We start from the raw sequence: 24669 nt of genomic DNA, 5'->3' as shown, positions 1-24669 counted from the left end.
GAAGGAAAACAAGGTGTCCGTGTTCGCTTGATTGAAGTAGAAAATGGAAAACGTCAGCTTAAAGAAACTTACGATAAAGTTGCTGCACAAGATCGTATCGTGGAAGTTGGAACCAAACCAGGCACCTCTCTTCCAGAAGACGAAGTGAAAAATCTTGTGCTTCATAGCCCAGAGCTTGTAGTCGAAGAAGAAAGCATCGACTTCAAGGTTCAGGAGCGTAAGTCTGATAAGTTGTATCTAGGTGAAACCCGTGTCCTCCAAGAAGGAAAACAAGGTGTCCGTGTTCGCTTGATCGAAGTGGAAAATGGAAAACGCCAACTTAAAGAAACTTATGATAAAGTTGTTGCTCAAGATCGTATCCTAGAAGTTGGAACTAACCCAGGTACTTCTCTACCAGAGGACGAAGTTAAGAATCTTGTGCTTAACAGACCAGAACTTGTAATTGAAGAAGAAACAATCGATTTCAAGGTTCAGGAACAAAAGAATGACAAGCTTCCAGTAGGTCAAACTCGTGTCCTCCAAGAAGGTCGAAAAGGTGTCCGTGTTCACTTGATTGAGGTTGAAAATGGTAAGCGAACTGAAAAGGATAGCTATGATAAAGTTATGGCTCAAGATCGCATCATAGAAGTCGGTACAGCTGGCGAAACAACCAAACCAGTAGCTCAAGAAGCTAAAAAACCACAAGTGTCAGAAAAAGCAGCTACAAAACCAATCGCTTCAAGTGAATCTAGTCAAATTAACAAAGCGCAGTTACCAAATACAGGAAGTGCGGCAAGCCAAGCAGCAGTAGCAGCAGGCTTAGCTCTTCTCGGTTTGAGTGCAGGATTAGTAGCCACTAAAGGTAAAAAAGAAGATTAGAAATTTTGATACCTTCTTTATCATTAAAGACTAGTGAGAAGCTCTTGTCTTATATAGAAGATTAATCCCTTAGAATGCAAGCTTCTAAGGGATTTTCTTTGTATAAAGTTGTATAGTGTTACTGTCTATCCTATTTTGTAGAGAAAGCAAAAATCCCTAGAAAATGTTTAGGGATTCGATTATTTCATTAAGAACAATTCAACAATCATCTCGATATACATAACAAGGGTTAATAAGAATCCTGCACGCCAGAAGAATTTGATGAATTTAGGATAGTAAAAGCTGCGTTTTTTCAAAAGGAAGAAAAAAACGAGAATAATGGCTAGGAGTGAGAGGGCTAGGCCTAGTCTAGGGAGGAAATTATGGGTAAAGGTTTTAGCTGTAATCAAGTAATACTCAAATACCAAGACTGGAAAAGCCAAATCCGCAAAGTTTCGTCCTAGTTTTTTTAATCTAAAAAGTTTGGTTATGATAATGCAGACTACTAAGGTCAGTATCAATAATAAAATAGATGCTAATTTCATTAAAATCATATCCATATTGTATCATAAAAAATCGCTAATGGAAACGAGAAACAGAGGAATTTATAGGAAAGTCAGGCTTTTGAGATTGTGGGTGTTTTTTGTTATAATGAAAATTATGAAATCTTATAACACCTTGAATGATTATTATCGAAAACTCTTTGGAGAAAAGACCTTTAAAGTCCCTATTGACGCGGGATTTGACTGTCCCAATCGTGATGGAACTGTGGCTCATGGAGGCTGTACTTTTTGTACGGTTTCAGGTTCTGGAGATGCTATTGTCGCACCGGATGCGCCTATCCGTGAGCAATTTTATAAGGAAATTGACTTTATGCACCGTAAGTGGCCAGATGTGCAGAAGTATCTGGTTTATTTTCAAAATTTTACCAACACCCATGAAAAGGTGGAAGTGATTCGAGAGCGCTATGAGCAGGCTATCAACGAGCCAGGTGTAGTAGGCATCAATATCGGAACGCGCCCAGACTGTTTACCAGACGAAACTATTGAGTATTTGGCTGAGTTGTCGGAACGCATGCATGTGACGGTTGAATTGGGCTTGCAGACCACTTATGAAGCAACCTCTGATCTGATTAACCGTGCCCATTCCTATGAGTTGTACGTGGAAACGGTCAAGCGTTTGAGAAAGTATCCCAAGATTGAGATTGTTTCTCATTTGATCAATGGCTTGCCTGGTGAAACCCATGAGATGATGATTGAAAATGTTCGCCGCTGTGTCACCGATAATGATATTCAAGGAATTAAACTGCATTTGCTTCACCTTATGACAAATACTCGTATGCAACGAGATTACCACGAGGGACGTTTACAACTCATGAGCCAGGACGAATATGTAAAGGTTATCTGCGACCAATTGGAAATCATTCCCAAACATATTGTCATCCATCGAATCACAGGAGATGCACCTAGGGATATGCTGATTGGTCCTATGTGGAGCCTCAATAAATGGGAAGTGCTAAATGCTATTGAAACTGAAATGCGACGTCGTGGAAGTGTTCAAGGATGCAAGGCTGTAAAACAGGAGTTTGAAAATGAAAAGACCACTTGAAATGGCACATGATTTTTTGGCTGAGGTAGTGACAAAAGAGGATATCGTAGTGGATGCGACTATGGGAAATGGTCATGACACGCTTTTTTTAGCCAAGCTAGCTAAGCAAGTCTATGCTTTTGATATTCAGGAGCAAGCCTTGGAAAAGACCCAAGAGCGTTTGGACCAAGCTGGAATGACAAATGCCCAGTTAATCTTGCAAGGTCATGAGACACTGGACCAGTTTGTAACAGAAGCCAAGGCAGGAATTTTCAATCTGGGCTATCTGCCGTCAGCTGATAAGTCTGTCATCACCAGACCTCAGACAACGATTGAAGCATTAGAAAAGCTGTGTCATTTGCTTGTCAAAGGGGGACGGATTGCTATCATGATCTACTATGGTCATGAAGGAGGCGACCTCGAGAGGGATGCTGTCTTGGATTTTGTCAGTCAGTTGAACCAACAAGAGTACACAGCTGCCATTTACAGAACTTTAAACCAAGTCAACAACCCGCCATTTTTAGTGATGATTGAAAAATTAGAGAGATATAGACATGGATAAACAATACCTACGTGAAAAGCTGGATGCCATGCGCCAGAATTTTGTTGAATCAACCCACCACGAACGAGCAGTAGGTGTGTTAGACCAAGCGCATATGAGCAAAAAAATGCTTAAAATCAAGAAAAAATTAGTTGCTCTTGAAATGGAACGGTGCCAGAGAAAAATTGAGCACAAGGATTGTTCCAAGATTGACCAAAAAATCAGAGAGCAGAAGGAGATATTTGAATCCTGTTGTAAAAAAGATTAAGGAGGACGTGCGTGGAATTACTGATTTACCTCATCCTATTTTTACTGGTCTTGATTGTCTCAAGTACAACCAATAAGCTCTTGCCCTTTTTGCCTCTCCCTTTGGTGCAAATTCTTTTGGGAATTGTGATTGGTCTCTTTTTACCCAATACTGATTTTCACCTCAATACGGAGTTGTTTTTGGCACTGGTTATCGGGCCCTTGCTTTTCAGAGAGTCGGAAGAAGCGGACATTACAGCTATTTTAAAACACTGGCGAATCATTGTTTATCTCATATTTCCAGTGATTTTCATCTCGACCTTGAGTTTGGGAGGCTTGGCCCATCTTCTTTGGCTTAGTATTCCTTTGGCAGCTTGCTTGGCTGTTGGAGCGGCCCTTGGACCAACGGATTTGGTGGCCTTTGCCTCTCTTTCTGAGCGCTTTAGCTTTCCTAAGCGCGTGTCCAATATTCTTAAGGGTGAAGGACTCTTGAATGACGCATCTGGCTTGGTGGCCTTTCAGGTAGCTTTGACAGCTTGGACAACTGGAGCCTTTTCTCTTGGACAAGCGAGTAGTTCGCTCATCTTTTCAATCCTAGGCGGTTTTTTGATTGGATTTTTAACAGCCATGACCAACCGTTTCCTCCATAGTTTCTTACTTAGTGTACGAGCAACGGATATTGCCAGCGAACTTTTATTAGAATTGAGTTTACCTCTGGTAACCTTCTTCCTGGCAGAAGAAGTCCACGTTTCAGGGATTATTGCCGTTGTAGTTGCTGGGATTTTAAAGGCAAGTCGTTTTAAGAAAATTACGCTCCTTGAAGCCCAAGTGGATACGGTGACCGAGACGGTTTGGCATACAGTGAATTTTATGCTGAACGGTTCTGTCTTTGTGATTTTAGGGATGGAGTTGGAAATGATAGCAGAGCCTATCTTGACCAATCCAATCAATAATCCCTTACTGTTATTGGTATCTCTTATAGTCCTTACCTTTGTCCTCTTTGCTATTCGTTTTGTCATGATTTATGGCTATTATGCCTATAGGACTAGACGTCTCAAGAAAAAGCTAAATAAGTATATGAAGGACATGCTTCTCTTGACCTTCTCAGGTGTTAAGGGAACCGTGTCGATTGCTACGATCCTTCTGATACCAAGTAATCTAGAACAGGAGTATCCTCTCTTGCTTTTCCTTGTCGCAGGTGTGACGCTTGTAAGCTTTTTAACAGGCCTCGTGGTCTTGCCTCATCTTTCTGATGAACAGGAAGAAAGCAGGGACTATCTCATGCATATCGCCATTTTGAATGAAGTAACGATAGAGTTGGAAAAAGAGTTGGAAGACACTAGAAATAAACTTCCCCTCTATGCGGCTATTGACAATTATCATGGACGTATTGAGAATCTCATCCTGAGTCAAGAAAATAAGGGGGCTCAAGAAGACTGGGAGGCCTTGAAACTTCTCATCCTCAGTATTGAAAGTGATGGTCTAGAACAGGCCTACGAAGAAGGCAAGATGAGTGAGCGTGCTTATCGGGTTTACCAACGTTATTTGAAAAACATGGAACAAAGTATCAATCGCAAGTTTGCTTCACGATTGACCTATTATTTCCTTGTTTCCTTGCGAATTTTACGTTTTCTCCTTCATGAAGTCTTTACCTTAGGTAAGACCTTTCGCAGTTGGAAAAATGAAGAATCACAGAAACTCAGAGCCCTTGACTATGACCAAATTGCAGAGCTCTATCTAGAAAATACAGAGATGATTATCGAAAGTTTGGAGAATCTAAAAGGGGTTTACAAGAGTTCTTTAATCAGTTTCATGCAGGATTCTCGTCTCCGTGAAACAGCTATTATCACTAGTGGTGCCTTTGTTGAACGGGTTATCAATCGCGTTAAGCCCAACAATATCGATGAAATGCTGAGAGGCTATTATCTGGAGCGCAAGTTGATTTTCGAATACGAAGAAAAACGATTGATTACGACCAAGTATGCCAAAAAATTACGACAAAATGTGAATAACTTAGAGAACTATTCTCTGAAGGAAGCTGCCAATACCCTGCCTTATGATATGATGGAATTGGTAAGAAGAAATTAATCAAGATTGTAAGTGAAGGAGTGTGACATGAAGAAGTGGTGGAAAGAGCTGATAGATAAGCCTTTATTAAAAGCTTTTTTGCATTATTATCAAGCATCAGATAGTGAGTTGACCAGTGTCGCAGTAGCCTACTATTGGTTGATTTCGATTTTTCCACTTCTTTTGGTGGTGGTTAATATCCTCCCTTATTTTCGGATTCCAGTTTCTAATTTTTTAAAGGTTGTCAATGAATTCTTGCCGGAAACCATGTATGATGTGGTGGCAAAGATTATCACAGAAGTGCTGACCCAACCGTCAACGGGCTTATTGAGTTTTGCGGTTTTGTCAGCCCTCTGGACCTTTTCAAAATCCATGAATTTCCTACAGAAAGCCTTTAATAAAGCTTACGGAGTAGCAAAAAATCGTGGAATGATTTCCCATCAGCTTATGAGTTTGTTTGTCAGTTTTGGTTTGCAGATTCTCTTTGCTTTAGCTCTGTTTTTGAGTGTCTTTGGCCGCATGCTTCTCAACCTTATCAAAAGCTATTGGAAATCGGATAGTCCTCTCTTTGATTATCTGCAAGACCTGACAGGCCCCTTGGTCTATGTCTTGATTTTTGCAATCTTGGTTATGCTTTATTATTTCCTGCCTAATGTTACGGTTCGACGAATTCGCTCTGTATTACCAGGTAGCGCCTTTGTCATGCTGACTCTGGCTTTACTGCTCAATATCTTTTCAGTCTATGTCAACAATTATGTCAATCACCTAGTGGACGTGCGTTTTTTCAGTTCCGTCGTCGTGGTGGTCATGATGTTCTGGTTTATTCTCATCGCTAAGATTTTAATTGTCGGCGCGGTGATCAATGCCAGTGTCCAGAGCTTGAAAGATCCGAGCTTTAGAATAAATTAACTTCATTTTTTATCCATTACAAAACGCATATTATCAAGCATTATAAAATCTTGATAATATGCGCTTTTTGATTGTGAAAATTAGTAGATAAACATGGCATCGCCAAAACTGAAGAAGCGGTAGTGTTCTTGGATGGCATGGTGGTAGGCATCTAAGACTAATTCACGGCCTGCAAAGGCAGAAACCAACATAACCAGAGTTGATTTTGGTAAGTGGAAGTTGGTTGAGAAGGCATCCACAACCTTCCATTCATAGCCAGGTTTGATAAAGATATTGGTCCAGCCAGAATCTGCTTGGATTTGCCCATCAAACTTGGAACCAATAGTTTCCAAGGTGCGGATAGAAGTAGTTCCGACAGCGATGACGCGACCACCATTTTCCTTAACAGAGCGAAGGATGGCAGCAGCTTCCTCAGAAAGTTGGTAGAATTCTGAGTGCATTTCGTGTTCGTCCAGATTGTCAACTGAAACGGGTCTAAAGGTTCCGAGTCCGACATGAAGCGTCAGATAGACTAGATGAACACCCTTAGCTTGGATTTCTGCCAGCAGTTCTTTGGTGAAGTGAAGACCAGCAGTAGGTGCTGCAGCAGAGCCACTTTCCTTGGCATAAACGGTTTGATAGCGTTCACGGTCATCCAGTTTTTCGTGGATATAAGGCGGTAGCGGCATTTCTCCCAGACTTTCCAAAACTTCTAGGAAAATTCCTTGGTATTCAAAGCGGACAATGCGGCCCCCGTGAGTCAATTCTTCCGTAACAACAGCGCTGAGACGGCCATCACCAAAGCTAACGCGAGTGCCGACCTTGAGGCGTTTGGCAGGTTTTGCCAGAACTTCCCACTCGTCTCCAGCAGTATTTTTGAGCAGGAGAAGTTCCACATGGCCTCCTGTCTCCTCTTTTTGACCATAGAGGCGGGCAGGGAGGACGCGGGTGTCGTTCATAACGAGGGCATCACCAGGTTCCAGCATATCAATAATAGAGTGGAAGTGTTTATCCTGCATTTCTCCCGTCTCACGGTTGACGATGAGGAGTTTAGAGGCGTCCCGTTTTTCAAGAGGCGTTTGGGCAATCAATTCCTCAGGCAAGTGGAAATCAAAATCAGCTGTATTCATATATCTGTTCATTCTTTCTAAGTTCTAATCTTATCCATTATAACATGTTTCAAGTATAGTCGCTCTTTTTTTAGAAATTAAATCGTTTTCACTTGACAAAAATTGGTCTATACCATATAATAAATATAGATTGAAACGGAGGATGAAAAGATGAAAGTTATTAAAGTTGAAAACCAAATCGAAGGTGGAAAAGTTGCTTTTGAGATTTTGAAGGAAAAATTAGCCAATGGAGCTCAAACCCTAGGACTTGCGACAGGAAGTAGCCCACTTGAATTTTACAAGGAAATTGTTGAGAGTGATCTTGATTTTTCAAATCTAACCAGTGTCAACCTTGATGAGTATGTAGGGCTTGATGGAGACAATCCACAGTCTTACCGTTACTTCATGCAAGAAAACTTGTTTAACCAAAAACCATTTAAAGAAAGTTTCTTGCCTCGTGGGGTTAAGGACAATGCTGAAGCTGAAGTTGAACGCTACAACCAAATTTTGGCTGACCATCCAGTTGACCTCCAAATCTTGGGAATCGGTCGCAATGGACATATCGGATTTAATGAACCTGGTACTCCATTTGACAGTCAAACGCATCTAGTAGAACTTGACCAGTCTACTATTGAAGCCAATGCTCGCTTCTTTGACAAGATTGAAGACGTTCCAACTCAAGCCATTTCAATGGGAATTAAAAATATCTTGGATGCCAAGTCAATCCTTCTCTTTGCTTACGGTGAGTCGAAAGCAGAAGCCATTGCCGGAACAGTGTCTGGCCCAGTGACTGAGAATCTCCCAGCAAGTAGCCTAAAAAACCACCCAGATGTGACGATTATTGCAGATGCTGAAGCGCTCAGCCTACTTGAAAAATAAAAAGTATAAAAACCACTTGCTCTTTGGAGTGAGTGGTTTTTTACTTCAAATGTTCACTATCCTGCTAAAAGAAATTTTTCTGTAAATCCCCGTAACAGTTGTCGATATTTCATATAAAAATGAAAGTTCTATAATGAAGTTAGCCATCCAGTCTTCCTAAAAATATAATGGTTTAACTAGTTTATAGTTAGCTCTTGATTTCATTTGATAATAGGCTTGAAGATATTAGGCTCGCTAGCCAAGGCTAAGTCTAGCCTTGGTTTAGCTGACCGAACATCACATCTTCAAGGGAAACTGTTGTCAAATGAAATCTAGTTATAGGCATAAGAAAACACCTCTGTGTTATACTTGTTATTCACCACAAACACAAGAGTTGTTGATGCTGGAAACCATGATATAACTGGCAATTCCTGACATGTGAAGAAAGGTTGAAATCCAGCCTGTTATATTTGGTAGAAGCATGGTTAGAGATAGAACGATTAAAAGGATATAAAATAGTTTTAATCCTAAATTGAAATTTTTCCATATACTAAACATACTCATCACCCCACCCGTTACAAAAGCATAGCCAATAGCAGAGATACCCGATGCCTGAATTTCTTGATTCTGTGTTAATATATGGAATACAATTGAAGATATTACCATAGAAGTAATAAAAACTAAAAATACATATTTTGATCCCCTTTTATACTCCAATAGCCCACCAAAAGGAAGTAACATTAAAGTATTTAAAACTAAATGAAACCATATAAACCATACTGGTGCTTCTTTACTTCCATGCATAAATGTACCACTAAAGTATTGCCAACAATAAATTGGCTTTGAATGAAATGCAAATAAGTCATACATTACACTTCCCAAAAAGGTAGTAAGAATTCCTAGTAATAAACAAATTACAACTAAAATACTGACCACAGGGCAAATTTTTATGATTCTTTTCATGTTATAGATTCACTTCTAAATAATACTAATTTTTGCTAATCAATATGTGTCACTATTATATCATTTCCATCTATAAATGTTAATCAATTTTAACAAGATTAACAACAAGATTAAAATTGAAGATAATCAAAATTTACTTGCATTTTTTCTTGACAATTATTCCTTTTACGTGTAAAATAGAATAGATCTTGAACTTGAAGGGAGTGAAAAAAATGTCTAAAACAGTAGTACGTAAGAATGAATCTCTTGACGACGCACTTCGTCGTTTCAAACGTGCGGTTACTAAAGCTGGTACTCTTCAAGAAACACGCAAACGTGAATTCTATGAAAAACCTTCTGTAAAACGTAAACGTAAATCAGAAGCAGCTCGTAAACGTAAAAAATTCTAATTAGAAATGAAAGGCTAGAGAAATCTAGTCTTTTTCTTTTAAATAAATACTACAAAGCCTGCAAAAATCTCAAATATCCTCCTACAATTTGATATAATAGAGAGAAGAACTCATTTGAAGGAGGAAATGATGTCGGTTTTAGTAAAAGAAGTGATTGAAAAGCTTAGACTAGACATTGTCTATGGCGAACCAGAATTACTTGAAAAGGAAATCAATACCGCGGACATTACGCGACCTGGTCTTGAAATGACGGGCTATTTTGACTATTATACGCCTGAGCGAATCCAGCTCTTGGGAATGAAGGAGTGGTCCTATCTCGTTTCGATGTCCTCTCACAACCGTTACCAAGTCTTGAAAAAAATGTTTCTACCTGAGACACCTGCCGTCATTGTTGCTCGTGGTTTGGTGGTTCCGGAGGAAATGTTAAAGGCAGCTAGAGAATGTAAGATTGCCATCTTAACCAGCCGTACAGCGACAAGTCGTTTATCTGGAGAGTTATCTAGTTATCTGGATTCACGTTTAGCAGAACGGACCAGTGTGCACGGTGTCTTGATGGATATCTATGGAATGGGTGTCTTGATTCAAGGTGATAGTGGCATCGGTAAGAGTGAGACAGGTCTGGAGCTTGTCAAACGTGGTCACCGCTTGGTAGCTGATGACCGTGTTGATATTTTTGCCAAGGATGAGATTACTCTTTGGGGTGAACCAGCTGAAATCTTGAAACACTTGATTGAAATTCGTGGGGTTGGGATTATCGATGTCATGAGCCTCTACGGTGCGAGTGCCGTAAAAGATTCTTCACAAGTTCAGTTGGCTGTTTACTTGGAAAATTACGATACACATAAGACTTTTGATCGTCTTGGAAACAATGCTGAGGAACTTGAAATTTCTGGCGTAGCTATTCCTCGTATCCGTATCCCAGTGAAAACAGGTCGTAATATCTCTGTTGTGATTGAGGCAGCTGCCATGAATTATCGTGCTAAGGAAATGGGCTTTGATGCTACACGTTTGTTCGAAGAACGCTTGACAAATCTCATTGCTCAAAATGAGGTGCCTAATGCTTGATCCAATTGCTATTCATCTAGGCCCTCTAGCCATTCGTTGGTATGCCTTGTGTATTGTAACAGGCTTGATTCTTGCGGTTTATTTGACCATGAAAGAAGCACCTAGAAAGAAGATCATCCCAGATGATATTTTAGATTTTATCTTGATAGCCTTTCCATTGGCTATTTTAGGAGCTCGTCTCTATTATGTTATTTTCCGTTTTGATTACTATAGTCAGAATTTGGGAGAAATTTTTGCCATTTGGAATGGTGGTTTGGCCATTTACGGTGGTTTGATTACCGGTGCCCTTGTACTCTACATTTTTGCTGATCGTAAACTCATCAATACTTGGGATTTTCTAGATATTGCGGCACCTAGCGTCATGATTGCCCAAAGTCTAGGCCGCTGGGGTAATTTCTTTAACCAAGAAGCTTATGGTGCAGCAGTGGATAATCTGGATTATCTACCTGGCTTTATTCGTGACCAGATGTATATTGAGGGGAGCTACCGTCAACCGACCTTCCTTTATGAATCTCTATGGAATCTACTTGGCTTTGCCTTGATTCTGATTTTTAGACGAAAATGGAAGAGCCTCAGACGAGGTCATATTACTGCTTTCTACTTGATTTGGTATGGTTTCGGTCGCATGGTCATCGAAGGTATGCGGACAGATAGCCTCATGTTCTTTGGACTTCGAGTATCTCAATGGCTTTCAGTTGTTCTTATCGGATTGGGTATTTTTATCATTCTTTATCAAAATCGTAAGAAGGCCCCTTACTATGTTACAGAGGAGGAAAATTAAATGTTAGAAGTTGCATATATTCTTGTAGCCCTTGCTTTGATTGTATTTTTAGTGTATTTAATCATTACTGTACAAAAGCTTGGACGTGTTATCGATGAAACAGAGAAGACGATTAAAACCTTAACTTCAGATGTAGATGTGACCTTGCATCATACCAATGAATTGCTGTCTAAGGTCAATGTCTTGGCAGATGATATCAATGTCAAGGTAGCAACGATTGATCCACTCTTTAGTGCTGTTGCAGATTTATCTCTATCTGTTTCAGACCTCAATGATCATGCGCGTGTCTTGAGCAAGAAAGCTTCATCAGCTGGTTCAAAAACACTCAAGACGGGTGCTGGATTATCTGCACTCCGTGTCGCAAGTAAATTTTTCAAAAAATAAAAAAGGAGAAATCTCATGGGAAAACTATCCTCTATCCTTTTAGGAACTGTTTCAGGTGCAGCTCTTGCCTTGTTTTTAACAAGCGACAAGGGTAAACAAGTTTGCAGTCAGGCTCAAGATTTTCTGGATGATTTGAGAGAAGATCCTGAGTATGCCAAGGAGCAGGTCTGTGAAAAACTGACAGAAGTCAAGGAGCAGGCTACAGATTTTGTTCTTAAAACCAAAGAACAGGTTGAGTCAGGTGAAATCACTGTGGACAGTGTACTTGCTCAAGCCAAATCATGCGCTCGTCAAGCGACAGAAGCATCAAAAGATCGATTCAATAATCTCAAGGAGCAATGGCAAGAAAAAGCCGAAACTCTTGATGAATCAGAAGAGATTGTTATTGATATAACAGAAGAATAAACCATCACCATCTCTGGACGGACTATGTATCTGGGGATGGTGATTTTTTTCTCGTAGCCTGTCTTTGTGGTATAATAATTACTATGCAGAAGAAACCAACGTCAGCCTATGTGCACATCCCGTTTTGTACCCAGATTTGTTATTATTGTGACTTTTCAAAGGTCTTCATCAAGAATCAGCCAGTTGATAGCTATTTGGAGCATTTATTAGAAGAGTTTCAATCTTATGATATTCAAAAGTTGCGAACCCTCTACATCGGTGGTGGGACACCAACAGCCCTGTCGGCTCCGCAACTGGAGGTATTACTGGATGGCTTGACTAAAAACTTGGACTTGTCTGTCTTAGAAGAGTTGACCATTGAAGCTAATCCAGGCGACTTGGATGCAGATAAGATAGCTGTTTTGAAGAACTCGGCTGTCAACCGTGTTTCGCTAGGTGTGCAGACCTTTGATGACAAGATGTTGAAAAAGATTGGGCGCAGTCATTTGGAGAAGGATATTTATGAAAATATCGACCGCCTGAAACTGGCTGGTTTTGACAATATCTCCATCGATTTGATTTATGCACTGCCAGGCCAGACCATGGAGCAAGTCAAGGACAATGTGGCTAAGGCCATTGGGCTGGATATTCCCCATATGAGTTTGTATAGCTTGATTTTAGAAAACCATACGGTTTTTATGAACCGGATGAGACGAGGGAAATTGCCTCTGCCTAAGGAGGAACTGGAAGCTGAGATGTTTGAGTACATCATTGCAGAGCTGGAGCGAGCTGGTTTTGAGCACTATGAGATTTCCAATTTCTCCAAGCCTGGTTTTAAAAGTCGCCACAATCTCATGTACTGGGACAATGCTGAGTACTATGGTATCGGTGCTGGGGCGTCTGGTTATGTCAATGGCGTGCGCTATAAAAATCATGGGCCGATACGTCATTATCTCAGTGCGGTTGAGGAAGGCAATGCTCGCATCACAGAAGAACACCTGAGTCAAAAGGAGCAAATGGAAGAAGAAATGTTCCTGGGTCTTCGCAAGAAATCAGGGGTCTCCATGGCGAGATTTGAAGAAAAATTTGGACGGTCTTTCGATGGACTTTATGGAGAAATCGTCAAGGACTTGGTTCAACAAGGTCTCATGCAAATAGAGGGTGACCGAGTTCGCATGACAAAAAGAGGTCTCTTTTTAGGAGACACCGTAGCAGAACGATTTATTTTGGAGTAGGATGATGGGCTTAACTTATCAAATGAAAATGAAAATTCCTTTTGATATGGCTGATATGAACGGTCATATCAAGCTACCAGATGTGATTTTGCTGTCCCTACAAGTTTCAGGGATGCAGTCTATTGAACTGGGAGTTAGTGATAAAACCATTTTAGAAGACTATAATCTTGTCTGGATTATCACAGACTATGATATTGAGGTGGCTCGTTTGCCTCGTTTTGCGGAAGAAATCACCATCGAAACGGAAGCCCTGAGTTACAATCGACTCTTTTGCTACCGTCGCTTTACCATTTATGATGAAACGGGGCAGGAGCTCATTCACATGATGGCGACCTTTGTTCTCATGGACCGAGACAGTCGAAGAGTTCATGTTGTCGAGCCTGAGATTGTGGCTCCTTACCAGTCTGATTTTGATAAAAAACTTATCCGCGGGCCAAAGTATGAGTCCTTGAACGAATCAATCAGCAAGGATTACCATGTCCGTTTTTACGATTTGGATATGAATGGTCATGTCAATAACAGTAAATACTTGGACTGGATTTTTGAGGTCATGGGAGCGGATTTTTTGACCCACTATATTCCCAAGAAAATCAATCTCAAGTATGTCAAGGAAGTTCGACCAGGTGGGGTGATTACATCGGCTGTTGAACGAACTGGACTGGAAACCAAGCATGAGATTACAAGTGATGGGGCTACCAATGCCCAAGCAATTATCACTTGGCAAGAAATGAAGAAGGATTAGAGAAAAATATGAAATATAAAGGCTATTTAATTGATTTAGACGGAACAATTTATAAGGGGAAAGATCGAATTCCAGCAGGAGAAGCTTTTGTCCATGAATTGCAAAAGCGGAATATCCCCTATCTTTTTGTAACAAACAATACAACCCGCACTCCAGAGAGTGTTCAAGAGATGTTGGCTCAGAATTTTAATATCGATACGCCCCTATCGACTGTCTACACAGCGACTTTGGCAACGATCGACTATATGAACGACTTGGGGCTTGAAAAGACCGTCTATGTCATCGGAGAAGCAGGGCTCAAGGAAGCCATCAAGGCAGCTGGTTATGTGGAAGACAAGGATAATCCTGCCTATGTGGTAGTAGGTCTGGACTGGCAAGTCGACTATGAAAAATTTGCGACAGCAACTCTAGCTATCCAAAAGGGTGCTCACTTTATCGGAACCAACCCTGACCTCAACATCCCGACAGAACGCGGTCTTTTGCCAGGTGCTGGTTCACTGATTACCCTGCTTGAAGTAGCAACACGAGTGAAGCCTGTTTATATTGGAAAACCAAATGCCATCATTATGGATAAGGCGGTTGAGCACTTAGGTTTGGAACGTGAAGAGTTAATCATGGTCGGGGACAACTATTTAACAGATATCCGAGCAGGGATTGACAATGGCATTCCAACGCTCTTGGTGACAACAGGTTTTACCAAGGCGGAAGAAGTAGCAGACCTACCAATCGCACCGACTCATGTGGTTTCTAGCCTTGCGGAGTGGAATTTTGATGAAAACTAAACTGACTTTTTGGGGCTCTATGGTCTTTCTTCTGTCCCTCTCAATCCTTCTGACTATTTATCTAGCTTGGATTTTTTATCCGCTGGAAATTCAGTGGCTGAATTTAACAGATCGAGTTTATCTAAAACCAGAAACCATTCAGTACAACTTTCATATCTTGATGGATTACCTGACCAATCCTTTTAGTCAGGACTTGCAGATGCCTGATTTTCGTTCGTCAGCAGCTGGTCTGCACCACTTTGCGGTGGTCAAGAATCTCTTCCACTTGGTTCAGATAGTAGCTCTAGTGACACTGCCAAGTTTCTATTTCTTTGTCAAAGGGATTGTGAAAAAGGGCTTTTTGTCTCTCTTTTATAAAAGTCTCCTAGCTCTAGTAGTCTTGCCTTTGCTGATTGGTCTTGGGGGAGTTTTGATTGGTTTTGACCAATTCTTTACCCTTTTCCATCAAATTCTCTTTGTGGGAGATGATACCTGGCTTTTTGATCCAGCCAAGGATCCTGTTATTATGATTTTGCCAGAGACCTTTTTCCTTCATGCCTTCATCCTCTTTTTTGCCCTCTATGAAAGCTTCTTTGGTTTTCTGTACCTGAAAAGTCATAGTAAATAATACTAAAGATATTCTTATTTTGCATAAATCAATTAGGTATGTGATTCGAAACTATTGTCAAGAATGAATTAATCAAATCCAAAAAGAGTTAATCGTTCGCAAACAGTCTATTTTTCTTGAAAAAATAGGCTTTTTTTTCTAAAAATCTCTAGTCAAGCGCTTTATTTTTTTGTATAATAGAATTAGCAAAGTATAGATAAGAAGAGAAAAGCATGATTACACTATTTCTATCACCGAGCTGTACTTCATGTCGTAAGGCAAAGGCTTGGTTAGAAAAACATAAGGTGCCCTTTGAGGAGCACAATATTATGACCAGTCCTTTAACAAGAAAAGAATTGCAACATATTCTTTCCTTGACCGAAAATGGTACTGATGACATCATTTCAACTCGTTCAAAAATTTTTCAAAAATTAGATATTGATGTAGAAAGTATTTCGGTATCGGAATTGCTTCATTTGATTGAGCAGTATCCTAGTCTTTTGCGTCGTCCCATTATTATTGATGCCAAACGTATGCAGATCGGTTTTAATGAAGATGAGATTCGTGCTTTTCTCCCTCGTAGTTACCGTAAGCAAGAACTAAAAGAAGCAAGAATGAGAGCTGGTATTAGTTAATGAACAAACAGTATAGTTACCCACTAGATTTGTCGTGGAGCACTGAAGAACTTGCTTCAGTGCTTTCTTTTTTTAATGATGTTGAAGCTGCCTATGAAGGCAAGGTAGAGGCTAAAAAGTTACTGGACTCCTATAAGGGATTCAAAGCGGTCGTGCCAAGTAAGAGCGAAGAAAAACGTTTGGGACGAGAATTTGAAACAGTTAGTGGCTATTCGCTTTATCGAGCAGTTCAGGCTGCCAAGGAAAAAGGGGAAGGGAAGATTTCTCTTGGAAAGTAAATTTGAATTTGCCAAAGAGCTTGTTAAGAGAGCGGGCCAGTACATCCTTGACCATATGCAGGAAGACTTGCGTGTTGAAACCAAGTCCTCTCCAACAGATTTGGTGACCAAACTGGACAAGGAAGTTCAGGAGCTATTGGTTGGTGAGATTTTGTCTCGTTATCCTGAAGATAAGATTTGTGCTGAAGAAGGTTGTCTGCGAGCCTCGGTTCAAGAGGGCAAGGTTTGGGTTATTGATCCCATTGATGGGACCAATAATTTTGTCGCCCAGCAGGAAGATTTTGCTGTTATGATGGCTTATTTTGAAAATGGCCAGGGACAGTTTGGACTGATTTATGATGTGGTCAAAGGGGATTGTTATCACGGTGGTGGTAAGTTTCCGGTTTGTCGAAACGATAAGCCTCTAGCTCCTTTTAAACCAAAACTACTTGGAGATTTCCTTATTGCAGGGAATAGTGGCATGCTGGAAACCAATGAATGGGGCTTGGCTGATTTGAGTCGTGCGGTCCTCGGTGTTCGTGTCTATGGGAGTGCGGCCATTAGTTTTGCTAAGATTTTGTCAGGGCATTTGTTGACCTATGTCACCTATCTGCAACCATGGGATTATGCTGCGGCTAGTATTTTAGGGGAAAGTCTGGGCTATCGGGTGGTGACCCTATCTGGTCAACCGCTTGATTTTCAAACCAGACAGCCGGTCATGATGCTACCTCTTGAGATGCAGGAGGAAATTCAGTCCTATATTTACGAAAGGAAAAAAACTTAAATGCAATTTCCAGAAGGATTTGTTGAAAAATATGAAGAGATACTAGGAGATGAGGCAAGAGATTTTCTTGCCTCTTTTGAGGAGGAAGCGGTTTCGGCTTTTCGGGTCAATCCTTTAAAAGAAGCGCCAGTTTCCTTTCCTGATGCCATTCCTCAAACACCTTGGGGCCACTATGGTAAGGTTTCAGGGAAATCGTCTGAACATGCTACTGGTTTGGTTTATTCGCAAGAACCTGCTGCCCAGATGGTTGCTCAGGTAGCCCAGCCCAGTCCTGGTATGAAAGTCTTGGATTTGGCTGCTGCACCGGGTGGAAAATCAACTCAGTTAGCAGCCTATCTAGCAGGGGAGGGTCTCCTTGTTTCCAATGAAATTTCAAGCAAACGGGCTAAGATTTTAGTAGAAAACATGGAGCGCTTTGGAGCGACAAATGTCGTGGTGACCAATGAATCTGCTGACCGCTTGGCCAAGGTTTTTAAGGGCTATTTTGACCTCATTGTCCTTGATGCTCCTTGCTCAGGGGAAGGGATGTTCCGTAAGCAACCAGATGCTATGGATTATTGGAGCTTAGATTATCCGAGTCAATGTGCTAGCTTGCAAAGAGAAATTCTGGAAGATGCAGTAAACATGCTAGCTGATGGTGGTCGTCTGGTTTATTCAACTTGTACCTGGGCCCCCGAGGAAAACGAAGAGATTGTCAATTGGCTACTGGAAGAGTATGATTTTGATTTGCTGCCAGTTGAACATATCAATGGAATGGTAGCTGGTATTGACCTGCCAGAAACAGCTCGGATGTACCCTCATCAGTTTAAGGGAGAGGGGCAGTTTGTAGCTCATTTACAATTTAGAGGTGACAATCCAGCTCCTAAATTTAAGGCAAGTAAGAGCAATCTCAGCCGAGAACAAGTTACTTTGTGGCAGGAATTTGCCCAAAAACACCTGAAAATCAATCTAAGGGGAATCTTGCAGACTTTTGGTGACCAACTCTATCTCCTGCCAGAATTTTTGCCAGATTTAGGGAAGCTCAAGATTGCTCGTAATGGACTGCATCTGGGTACCTTTAAGAAGAAACGCTTTGAGCCTAGTTTTGCTCTTGGTCTAGCCTTGAAACCGAGTCAGGTCAAGCAGTCGGTTGAAATTGACCAAGAAGAGTTTGTAAAGTATGTGGCTGGAGAAACTGTTCATCTGGCAGAAAGTCTGCCAAATGGTTGGTACCAAGTTTTGGTTCAAGGCAATGGGTTGGGCTTTGCTAAGGTGACTGGAAATGTTTTGAAAAATTATTTTCCAAAAGGCCTAAGATTCAAGTGAAAATGCTAGTCAAAGTAGCTTGTCTATGTTATAGTGGAAGTATGGATTTTTTTCAAATTGTCTTTCATTTTAAGTCAAAATTGGTGGAGATGGTAACTAAGCAAATTTCTAGTTAAACCAAGCTAATACTCTTCGAAAATCAAATTCAAACCGCGTCAGCGTCGCCTTACCGTACTCAAGTACAGCCTGCGGCTAGCTTCCTAGTTTGCTCTTTGATTTTCATTGAGTATAAGAACTTCAGTTGGCTCCCAATTTTAAAAAAGAAAAACATAAATAAATAGTTGAAAAAATTCACAGCATTCACCATTATTTTCAAGGAGAAAAACAGTGAAAAAAAGGAAAAAACTCGCTCTATCCCTTGCAGCTCTTTTGCTGGCAGGTTCTTTGGCGGGATGTGCTAGCTGGATTGATCGTGGGGAATCCATGACAGCTGTTGGCTCAACGGCTCTTCAGCCCTTGGTCGAAGCAGCAGCAGATGAATTTGGCTCTATGCACATTGGAAAAACAGTTAACGTCCAAGGTGGCGGATCTGGTACAGGTCTGTCTCAGGTTCAGTCTGGAGCCGTTGATGTAGGAAATTCAGACGTATTTGCCGAGGAAAAAGACGGTATCAACGCATCCGCTCTAGTGGACCATAAGGTAGCCGTAGCGGGCTTGGCAGTCATTGTAAACAAAGAAGTTGATGTTGAAAATCTGACAACTGAACAACTCCGTAGCATCTTCACAGGTCAAGTGACCAACTGGAAAGAAGTCGGTGGGAAAGACCTAGCAATTTCCATTATCAACCGCGCGGCAAGTTCAGGTTCACGTGCAACCTTTGATAGTGTTATCATGGATGGTCAATCTGCCGTGCAGAGTCAAGAACAGGATTCAAATGGGATGGTTAAAAACATTGTTTCTCAGACACCAGGAGCCATTTCTTACCTAGCCTTTGCCTATGTGGATGACTCGGTTAAACGCATGAAGTTGAATGGCTATGAGCCGATTGCAGAAAATGTTACAACCAATAACTGGCCTTTGTGGTCTTATGAACACATGTATACCCTAGGTCAACCAAATGAATTGGTGGCAGAATTTCTCAACTTTGTCCTCTCTGATGAAGCGCAAAGTGGAATCGTTAAGGGAATGGGCTATATTTCTGTCAAGGAAATGAAGGTTGAAAAAGATGCTGTCGGAACGGTGACAGCACTAGAAGGGAGTCAATAATGAATCAAGAAGAATTAGCTAAAAAATTGCTTTCTCCCTCAAAGAACTCTCGTCTAGAGAAACTAGGGAAAGGCTTGACCTTTGCCTGTCTGTCTTTGATTGTCATCATTGTGGCTATGATTTTGATTTTCGTAGCCCAAAAAGGTTTGTCGACTTTCTTTGTCAATGGGGTCAACATCTTTGATTTCCTATTTGGCCAAACTTGGAATCCTTCAGGTAAACAATTTGGTGCCCTTCCTATGATTTTGGGTTCCTTTATTGTCACAATCCTATCAGCCCTTATCGCAACTCCTTTTGCCATTGGTGCGGCAGTATTTATGACAGAGGTCTCACCAAAAGGTGCTAGAATCTTGCAACCAGCCATTGAATTGCTAGTCGGGATTCCTTCAGTTGTGTATGGATTTATTGGTTTGCAGGTCGTAGTTCCTTTTGTCCGTAGTATCTTTGGTGGAACTGGTTTTGGGATTCTGTCAGGGATTTTCGTACTCTTTGTCATGATTTTACCGACAGTAACCTTTATGACAACAGATAGCTTGCGTGCGGTGCCTCGTCACTACCGCGAAGCAAGTTTGGCTATGGGGGCTACTCGTTGGCAAACCATCTGGCGCGTGACCTTGAAGGCAGCGCGTTCAGGGATTTTCACTGCAGTGGTCTTTGGGATGGCGCGTGCCTTTGGTGAGGCCTTGGCCATTCAGATGGTGGTCGGAAACTCAGCCGTAGTCCCAACTTCATTGACAACACCTGCTGCGACCTTGACCTCTGTGTTGACCATGGGTATTGGAAATACCGTTATGGGAACAGTTGACAATAACGTTCTCTGGTCCTTGGCCTTGGTCTTGCTCTTGATGAGTTTGGCCTTCAACAGTGTGATTAAATTGATTACGAAAGAAAGAGGAGAGAAAAACTATGCACGCTAAGAAATTAGATAAAATTGCAACAGCTGTCCTCTACTCGATTGCAGGAATTATTGTTGCCATCTTGGCATCCTTGATTCTTTATATCTTGGTTCGTGGTTTGCCCCACATCTCTTGGTCTTTCTTGACTGGCAAATCATCTTCTTACCAAGCAGGCGGAGGGATTGGAATTCAGCTCTATAATTCCTTCTTCCTTCTGGTTATTACCTTGATTATCTCTGTTCCCTTGTCTATGGGAGCTGGGATTTTCCTAGCTGAATATGCCAAAAAAGGTCCTGTGACTAATTTTGTCAGAACCTGTATTGAAATCTTGTCTTCACTGCCATCAGTGGTTGTGGGTCTCTTTGGTTACTTGATCTTTGTAGTTCAGTTTGAATATGGATTTTCAATTATTTCAGGTGCCTTGGCCTTGACGGTCTTTAATCTTCCTCAGATGACTCGTAATGTTGAAGACAGTTTGAAACACGTTCACCATACGCAGCGTGAAGCTGGTTTAGCCCTTGGGATTTCTCGTTGGGAGACAGTTGTCCATGTGGTCATTCCAGAAGCCCTACCAGGTATTGTGACTGGGGTCGTCTTGGCCTCTGGTCGTATCTTTGGTGAGGCTGCTGCTCTTATCTATACAGCAGGGCAATCCGCTCCAGCCCTAGACTGGTCTAACTGGAATATTCTCAGTGTGACTAGCCCAATCTCTATCTTCCGTCAAGCAGAAACCTTGGCTGTCCACATCTGGAAAGTCAATAGTGAAGGTACTATTCCAGATGGAACCATCGTATCAGCAGGTTCTGCGGCCGTGCTCCTTATCTTTATCCTCATCTTTAACTTTGGAGCCCGCAAACTCGGAAGCTACCTACATAAGAAATTAACCGCTGCCTAAAGGAGAAGCCATGTCAAAATATAATTGGGATGAAAAGCATATCATCACCTTTCCTGAAGAGAAAGTGGCCCTCTCTACTAAGGATTTACATGTTTACTACGGTAAAAAAGAATCTATCAAGGGCATCGATATGCAATTTGAAAAAAATAAAATTACTGCCTTAATTGGCCCTTCTGGTTCAGGAAAATCAACCTACCTCCGAAGTCTCAATCGCATGAATGATACCATTGATATTGCCAAGGTCACAGGTCAAATCCTCTACCAAGGGATTGATGTTAACCGTCCAGAAATCAATGTTTATGAGATGCGTAAGCACATTGGAATGGTCTTCCAACGACCAAATCCCTTCGCCAAGTCTATCTACCGCAACATCACTTTTGCCCATGAACGTGCAGGAGTTAAGGACAAGCAAGTCTTGGATGAAATTGTGGAAACCTCTCTTCGTCAAGCTGCCCTTTGGGATCAGGTCAAAGACGATTTGCACAAGTCAGCCTTGACCCTATCAGGTGGTCAGCAGCAACGTCTCTGTATCGCTCGTGCTATCTCTGTTAAACCAGATATCCTCTTGATGGATGAGCCGGCGTCTGCCTTGGATCCGATTGCGACAGCCCAGCTGGAAGAAACCATGCTGGAATTAAAGAAGGACTTTACCATCATCATCGTGACCCACAGTATGCAGCAGGCTGCGCGTGCTAGTGACTACACAGGATTTTTCTACTTGGGTGACTTGATCGAGTACGATAAGACCTCTAATATTTTCCAAAATGCCAAACTACAGTCAACCAATGACTACGTAACAGGACACTTTGGATAGAAAGGAAACAGTATGACAGAAGCGATTTTACAGGTTTCAGACCTGTCCGTTTACTACAATCAAAAAAAGGCCTTGAATAGTGTTTCCCTATCTTTTCAACCTAAGGAAATTACAGCCTTGATCGGTCCATCTGGATCAGGGAAATCAACCCTCCTCAAGGCTATCAACCGCATGGGGGATCTCAATCCAGAGGTGACCACAACTGGTTCGGTGGTTTACAATGGTCACAACATCTACAGCCCGCGTACAGATACAGTTGAATTGCGCAAGGAAATCGGTATGGTTTTCCAACAGCCCAACCCCTTCCCGATGTCTATCTACGAAAATGTTGTTTATGGGCTTCGTATCAATGGAGTTAAGGATAAGCAGGTTCTTGATGAAGCGGTAGAAAAAGCACTACAACGAGCTTCTATCTGGGATGAGGTCAAGGATCGCCTGCATGATTCAGCTATCGGGCTTTCAGGCGGACAACAGCAACGTGTCTGTGTTGCCCGTGTCTTGGCAACCAGCCCTAAAATCATTCTTTTGGATGAACCTACTTCAGCCTTGGACCCTATCTCGGCTGGTAAGATTGAGGAAACCTTGTATGGTCTAAAAGATAAATACACCATGCTCTTGGTTACGCGTTCCATGCAACAAGCTTCTCGTATTTCTGACAAGACAGGATTTTTCCTAGACGGAGATCTGATCGAGTTTAACGATACCAAGAAGATGTTCCTAAACCCACAACACAAGGAAACAGAAGATTATATTTCAGGAAAATTTGGATAAGGAGATAAATGATGTTACGTTCTCAATTTGAAGAAGATTTGGAGAAATTGCACAACCAGTTCTATGCTATGGGACAAGAAGTGCTATCCCAAATCAATCGGACAGTGCGTGCCTTTGTTACGCATGACCGTGATTTGGCCAAGGAAGTCATCGAAGATGATGCAGAAGTAAACGAATACGAAGTGAAATTGGAGAAGAAATCATTTGAAATGATTGCCCTTCAACAACCGGTTTCTCAGGACTTGCGTACTGTTCTAACAGTCTTGAAGGCTGTATCAGACTTGGAACGTATGGGGGACCATGCTGTTTCCATTGCAAGAGCAGCCATTCGTATGAAGGGGGAGCAACGTATCCCAGCTGTTGAAGAAGAAATCAAGAGAATGGGTCGCGATGTCAAGAACTTCGTCGAAGCAGCCCTTGAACTCTATCTGAATGGTTCAGTAGACCAGGCCTATGAAGTAGCAGCCATGGATGAAAAAATCAACCATTACTTTGATAGCATTCGTGATTTGGCTACAGAAGAAATTAAGAAAAATCCTGATGCTATCGTTACAGGCCGTGATTATTTCCAAGTGATTGCCTTCTTGGAACGTATTGGAGACTATGCCAAAAATATCTGTGAATGGGTTGTTTACTTTGAAACAGGTAAGATTGTCGAACTATAAAATAGATTCATTATGTATAAAAAGGAGCTCGAAATCAACTGACAGCTCCTTTTTTGAATGAAAAAAATATTTTTAAGATAAAAATTCAAAAAACACTTGACAAGTAAGTTGTATAGAGTTATAATTATACAAAATTAACAGAGAGGTTGTTTATTTATGAAATCAAAAAAATGGATATTTGTTTTATGTAGCTTTCTTGCAAGTTTCTTCTTAGTGGCTTGCCAGTCGGGTTCTAATGGTTCTCAGTCAGCTCTTGAGGCCATTAAGCAAAAGGGGAAATTAGTTGTGGCGACTAGTCCTGACTATGCACCCTTTGAATTCCAAGCTTTGGTTAATGGAAAAAACCAGGTAGTCGGTGCGGATATTGATATGGCCCAAGCTATCGCTGATGAACTTGGGGTGAAGTTGGAAATTTCAAGCATGAGTTTTGACAATGTCTTGACCAGTCTTCAAACTGGTAAGGCTGACCTAGCAGTTGCGGGAATTAGCGCTACTGACGAGAGAAAAGAAGTCTTTGATTTTTCAATTCCTTACTATGAAAACAAGATTAGTTTCTTGGTTCGTAAGTCTGATGTAGAAAAATACAAGGATTTAACTAGCCTTGAAAGTGCTAATATTGCAGCCCAAAAAGGGACTGTTCCAGAATCGATGGTCAAGGAACAATTGCCAAAAGCTCAATTAACTTCCCTAACCAATATGGGTGAAGCAGTTAATGAATTGCAGGCTGGAAAAGTTGATGCTGTTCACATGGATGAGCCTGTTGCGCTTAGCTATGCTGCTAAAAATGCCGACTTAGCTGTCGCAACTGTCAGCTTGAAGATGAAGGACGGCGAAGCTAATGCAGTTGCCCTTAGAAAAAATAGTGCTGATTTGAAAGAAGTGGTGGACAAGGTCATCCAAAAACTCAAGGATGAAGGAACCTACCAAAAATATCTTGAAAAAGCGGCAACCTTAACAGAAGTTGAAGAATAATACTCAATGAAAATCAAAGAGCAAA

Annotated in this window: 30 protein-coding genes; 27 read left to right on the top strand and 3 right to left on the bottom strand. The window is 41.3% G+C overall.

What is annotated here, in order from left to right; all coding sequences use genetic code 11:
* Positions 1-858 (top strand): G5 domain-containing protein (locus HMPREF2701_RS02515; RefSeq protein WP_148130506.1); only part of this gene is annotated, 858 nt, incomplete at its 5' end.
* Positions 859-1037: 179 nt separating this feature from the next.
* Here the strand turns inward: HMPREF2701_RS02515 and HMPREF2701_RS02510 are convergent.
* A complete protein-coding gene (locus tag HMPREF2701_RS02510) occupies positions 1038-1397 on the bottom strand; it encodes a DUF3397 family protein (RefSeq protein ID WP_004269933.1) in 360 nt (119 codons plus the stop codon).
* A gap of 91 nt (positions 1398-1488) precedes the next feature.
* On the opposite strand from HMPREF2701_RS02510, the gene HMPREF2701_RS02505 reads away from it, so the two are divergent.
* The 5 genes from HMPREF2701_RS02505 to HMPREF2701_RS02485 are packed head-to-tail and all read left to right on the top strand — an operon-like array spanning position 1489 to position 6187.
* The gene (locus HMPREF2701_RS02505) at positions 1489-2445 is read left to right on the top strand and encodes a tRNA modification radical SAM protein MnmL/YtqA (RefSeq protein WP_070482026.1); all 957 of its coding nucleotides are present in this window, start codon (positions 1489-1491) and stop codon (positions 2443-2445) included.
* A complete protein-coding gene (locus HMPREF2701_RS02500) occupies positions 2429-2986 on the top strand; it encodes a tRNA 5-(aminomethyl)-2-thiouridylate-methyltransferase MnmM (protein ID WP_070482025.1) in 558 nt (185 codons plus the stop codon). The genes HMPREF2701_RS02505 and HMPREF2701_RS02500 overlap by 17 nt, the downstream gene beginning before the upstream one ends.
* Entirely contained in the window at positions 2979-3233 is a 255-nt protein-coding gene (locus tag HMPREF2701_RS02495; protein WP_070482024.1) for a hypothetical protein, read from the top strand. The genes HMPREF2701_RS02500 and HMPREF2701_RS02495 overlap by 8 nt, the downstream gene beginning before the upstream one ends.
* Before the next feature lie 11 nt (positions 3234-3244).
* On the top strand, positions 3245-5299 hold the full coding sequence (locus HMPREF2701_RS02490; protein ID WP_070482023.1) for a cation:proton antiporter: 2055 nt from the start codon (positions 3245-3247) through the stop codon (positions 5297-5299).
* A gap of 27 nt (positions 5300-5326) precedes the next feature.
* Positions 5327-6187 (top strand): YihY/virulence factor BrkB family protein, encoded by an 861-nt coding sequence (locus HMPREF2701_RS02485; RefSeq protein ID WP_070482022.1) that lies wholly within the window; start codon positions 5327-5329, stop codon positions 6185-6187.
* A gap of 80 nt (positions 6188-6267) precedes the next feature.
* Here the strand turns inward: HMPREF2701_RS02485 and queA are convergent, their stop codons facing one another.
* Positions 6268-7296, bottom strand: coding sequence for a tRNA preQ1(34) S-adenosylmethionine ribosyltransferase-isomerase QueA (queA, locus tag HMPREF2701_RS02480; RefSeq protein WP_033686788.1), 1029 nt, complete (start codon positions 7294-7296; stop codon positions 6268-6270).
* Positions 7297-7446: 150 nt separating this feature from the next.
* On the opposite strand from queA, the gene HMPREF2701_RS02475 reads away from it, so the two are divergent.
* Positions 7447-8154, top strand: coding sequence for a glucosamine-6-phosphate deaminase (locus HMPREF2701_RS02475; RefSeq protein ID WP_033686786.1), 708 nt, complete (start codon positions 7447-7449; stop codon positions 8152-8154).
* 351 nt (positions 8155-8505) lie between these two features.
* Here HMPREF2701_RS02475 and HMPREF2701_RS02470 read toward each other — a convergent pair whose 3' ends face one another.
* A complete protein-coding gene (locus tag HMPREF2701_RS02470; RefSeq protein ID WP_070482021.1) occupies positions 8506-9096 on the bottom strand; it encodes a rhomboid family intramembrane serine protease in 591 nt (196 codons plus the stop codon).
* 212 nt (positions 9097-9308) lie between these two features.
* Here HMPREF2701_RS02470 and rpsU point away from each other — a divergent pair, with 212 nt between their 5' ends.
* From rpsU to HMPREF2701_RS02370, 20 genes are all read left to right on the top strand, one after another.
* The gene (gene rpsU / locus HMPREF2701_RS02465; RefSeq protein ID WP_000048054.1) at positions 9309-9485 is read left to right on the top strand and encodes a 30S ribosomal protein S21; all 177 of its coding nucleotides are present in this window, start codon (positions 9309-9311) and stop codon (positions 9483-9485) included.
* Positions 9486-9614: 129 nt separating this feature from the next.
* Complete coding sequence (gene hprK, locus HMPREF2701_RS02460; RefSeq protein WP_070482020.1) at positions 9615-10550, top strand: HPr(Ser) kinase/phosphatase; 936 nt, start codon at positions 9615-9617, stop codon at positions 10548-10550.
* Positions 10543-11331 (top strand): prolipoprotein diacylglyceryl transferase, encoded by a 789-nt coding sequence (gene lgt, locus HMPREF2701_RS02455; RefSeq protein WP_070482019.1) that lies wholly within the window; start codon positions 10543-10545, stop codon positions 11329-11331. Before hprK ends, lgt begins: the two co-directional genes overlap by 8 nt.
* Positions 11332-11715: a DUF948 domain-containing protein gene (locus HMPREF2701_RS02450; RefSeq protein ID WP_070482018.1), complete on the top strand. Its 384-nt coding sequence runs from the start codon at positions 11332-11334 to the stop codon at positions 11713-11715.
* Positions 11716-11730: 15 nt separating this feature from the next.
* Positions 11731-12120: a YtxH domain-containing protein gene (locus HMPREF2701_RS02445; protein WP_000517381.1), complete on the top strand. Its 390-nt coding sequence runs from the start codon at positions 11731-11733 to the stop codon at positions 12118-12120.
* A gap of 83 nt (positions 12121-12203) precedes the next feature.
* The gene (hemW, locus tag HMPREF2701_RS02440) at positions 12204-13334 is read left to right on the top strand and encodes a radical SAM family heme chaperone HemW (protein WP_070482017.1); all 1131 of its coding nucleotides are present in this window, start codon (positions 12204-12206) and stop codon (positions 13332-13334) included.
* A 4-nt stretch (positions 13335-13338) separates the two neighbouring features.
* Positions 13339-14076 carry an acyl-[acyl-carrier-protein] thioesterase gene (locus tag HMPREF2701_RS02435; RefSeq protein WP_070482032.1) on the top strand — a complete coding sequence of 246 codons (738 nt, stop codon included), beginning with the start codon at positions 13339-13341 and terminating at the stop codon, positions 14074-14076.
* A gap of 8 nt (positions 14077-14084) precedes the next feature.
* Positions 14085-14858, top strand: coding sequence for a TIGR01457 family HAD-type hydrolase (locus HMPREF2701_RS02430; protein ID WP_061590287.1), 774 nt, complete (start codon positions 14085-14087; stop codon positions 14856-14858).
* Positions 14848-15465, top strand: a complete 618-nt coding sequence (locus HMPREF2701_RS02425) for a TIGR01906 family membrane protein (protein WP_061590286.1) — start codon at positions 14848-14850, stop codon at positions 15463-15465. Before HMPREF2701_RS02430 ends, HMPREF2701_RS02425 begins: the two co-directional genes overlap by 11 nt.
* A gap of 212 nt (positions 15466-15677) precedes the next feature.
* Positions 15678-16079 (top strand): Spx/MgsR family RNA polymerase-binding regulatory protein, encoded by a 402-nt coding sequence (locus tag HMPREF2701_RS02420; RefSeq protein WP_000631254.1) that lies wholly within the window; start codon positions 15678-15680, stop codon positions 16077-16079.
* Positions 16079-16357: a UPF0223 family protein gene (locus tag HMPREF2701_RS02415; protein ID WP_001041974.1), complete on the top strand. Its 279-nt coding sequence runs from the start codon at positions 16079-16081 to the stop codon at positions 16355-16357. Before HMPREF2701_RS02420 ends, HMPREF2701_RS02415 begins: the two co-directional genes overlap by 1 nt.
* Positions 16347-17120, top strand: coding sequence for an inositol monophosphatase family protein (locus HMPREF2701_RS02410; protein ID WP_070482016.1), 774 nt, complete (start codon positions 16347-16349; stop codon positions 17118-17120). The genes HMPREF2701_RS02415 and HMPREF2701_RS02410 overlap by 11 nt, the downstream gene beginning before the upstream one ends.
* Positions 17121-18425, top strand: a complete 1305-nt coding sequence (locus HMPREF2701_RS02405) for an RsmF rRNA methyltransferase first C-terminal domain-containing protein (RefSeq protein WP_061590284.1) — start codon at positions 17121-17123, stop codon at positions 18423-18425.
* A 327-nt stretch (positions 18426-18752) separates the two neighbouring features.
* Positions 18753-19631 carry a phosphate ABC transporter substrate-binding protein PstS family protein gene (locus tag HMPREF2701_RS02400; protein WP_061590283.1) on the top strand — a complete coding sequence of 293 codons (879 nt, stop codon included), beginning with the start codon at positions 18753-18755 and terminating at the stop codon, positions 19629-19631.
* Positions 19631-20548 carry a phosphate ABC transporter permease subunit PstC gene (gene pstC / locus HMPREF2701_RS02395; protein WP_070482015.1) on the top strand — a complete coding sequence of 306 codons (918 nt, stop codon included), beginning with the start codon at positions 19631-19633 and terminating at the stop codon, positions 20546-20548. The genes HMPREF2701_RS02400 and pstC overlap by 1 nt, the downstream gene beginning before the upstream one ends.
* Positions 20538-21422, top strand: a complete 885-nt coding sequence (gene pstA / locus HMPREF2701_RS02390; RefSeq protein ID WP_000543046.1) for a phosphate ABC transporter permease PstA — start codon at positions 20538-20540, stop codon at positions 21420-21422. Before pstC ends, pstA begins: the two co-directional genes overlap by 11 nt.
* A gap of 10 nt (positions 21423-21432) precedes the next feature.
* A complete protein-coding gene (gene pstB, locus HMPREF2701_RS02385; RefSeq protein WP_020900241.1) occupies positions 21433-22236 on the top strand; it encodes a phosphate ABC transporter ATP-binding protein PstB in 804 nt (267 codons plus the stop codon).
* Positions 22237-22248: 12 nt separating this feature from the next.
* Positions 22249-23007, top strand: a complete 759-nt coding sequence (gene pstB, locus HMPREF2701_RS02380; protein WP_000133484.1) for a phosphate ABC transporter ATP-binding protein PstB — start codon at positions 22249-22251, stop codon at positions 23005-23007.
* An 11-nt stretch (positions 23008-23018) separates the two neighbouring features.
* Positions 23019-23672 (top strand): phosphate signaling complex protein PhoU, encoded by a 654-nt coding sequence (gene phoU / locus HMPREF2701_RS02375; protein WP_000946460.1) that lies wholly within the window; start codon positions 23019-23021, stop codon positions 23670-23672.
* Between the two features lie 156 nt (positions 23673-23828).
* The gene (locus HMPREF2701_RS02370; RefSeq protein WP_070482014.1) at positions 23829-24644 is read left to right on the top strand and encodes an ABC transporter substrate-binding protein; all 816 of its coding nucleotides are present in this window, start codon (positions 23829-23831) and stop codon (positions 24642-24644) included.
* The last annotated feature ends 25 nt before the right edge of the window (positions 24645-24669 follow it).

It is taken from the genome of Streptococcus sp. HMSC077D04 (genome assembly GCF_001808785.1).
Classification (GTDB): Bacteria; Bacillota; Bacilli; order Lactobacillales; family Streptococcaceae; genus Streptococcus; species Streptococcus mitis_BX.
This window is presented reverse-complemented; position numbering and strand designations above follow the sequence as displayed.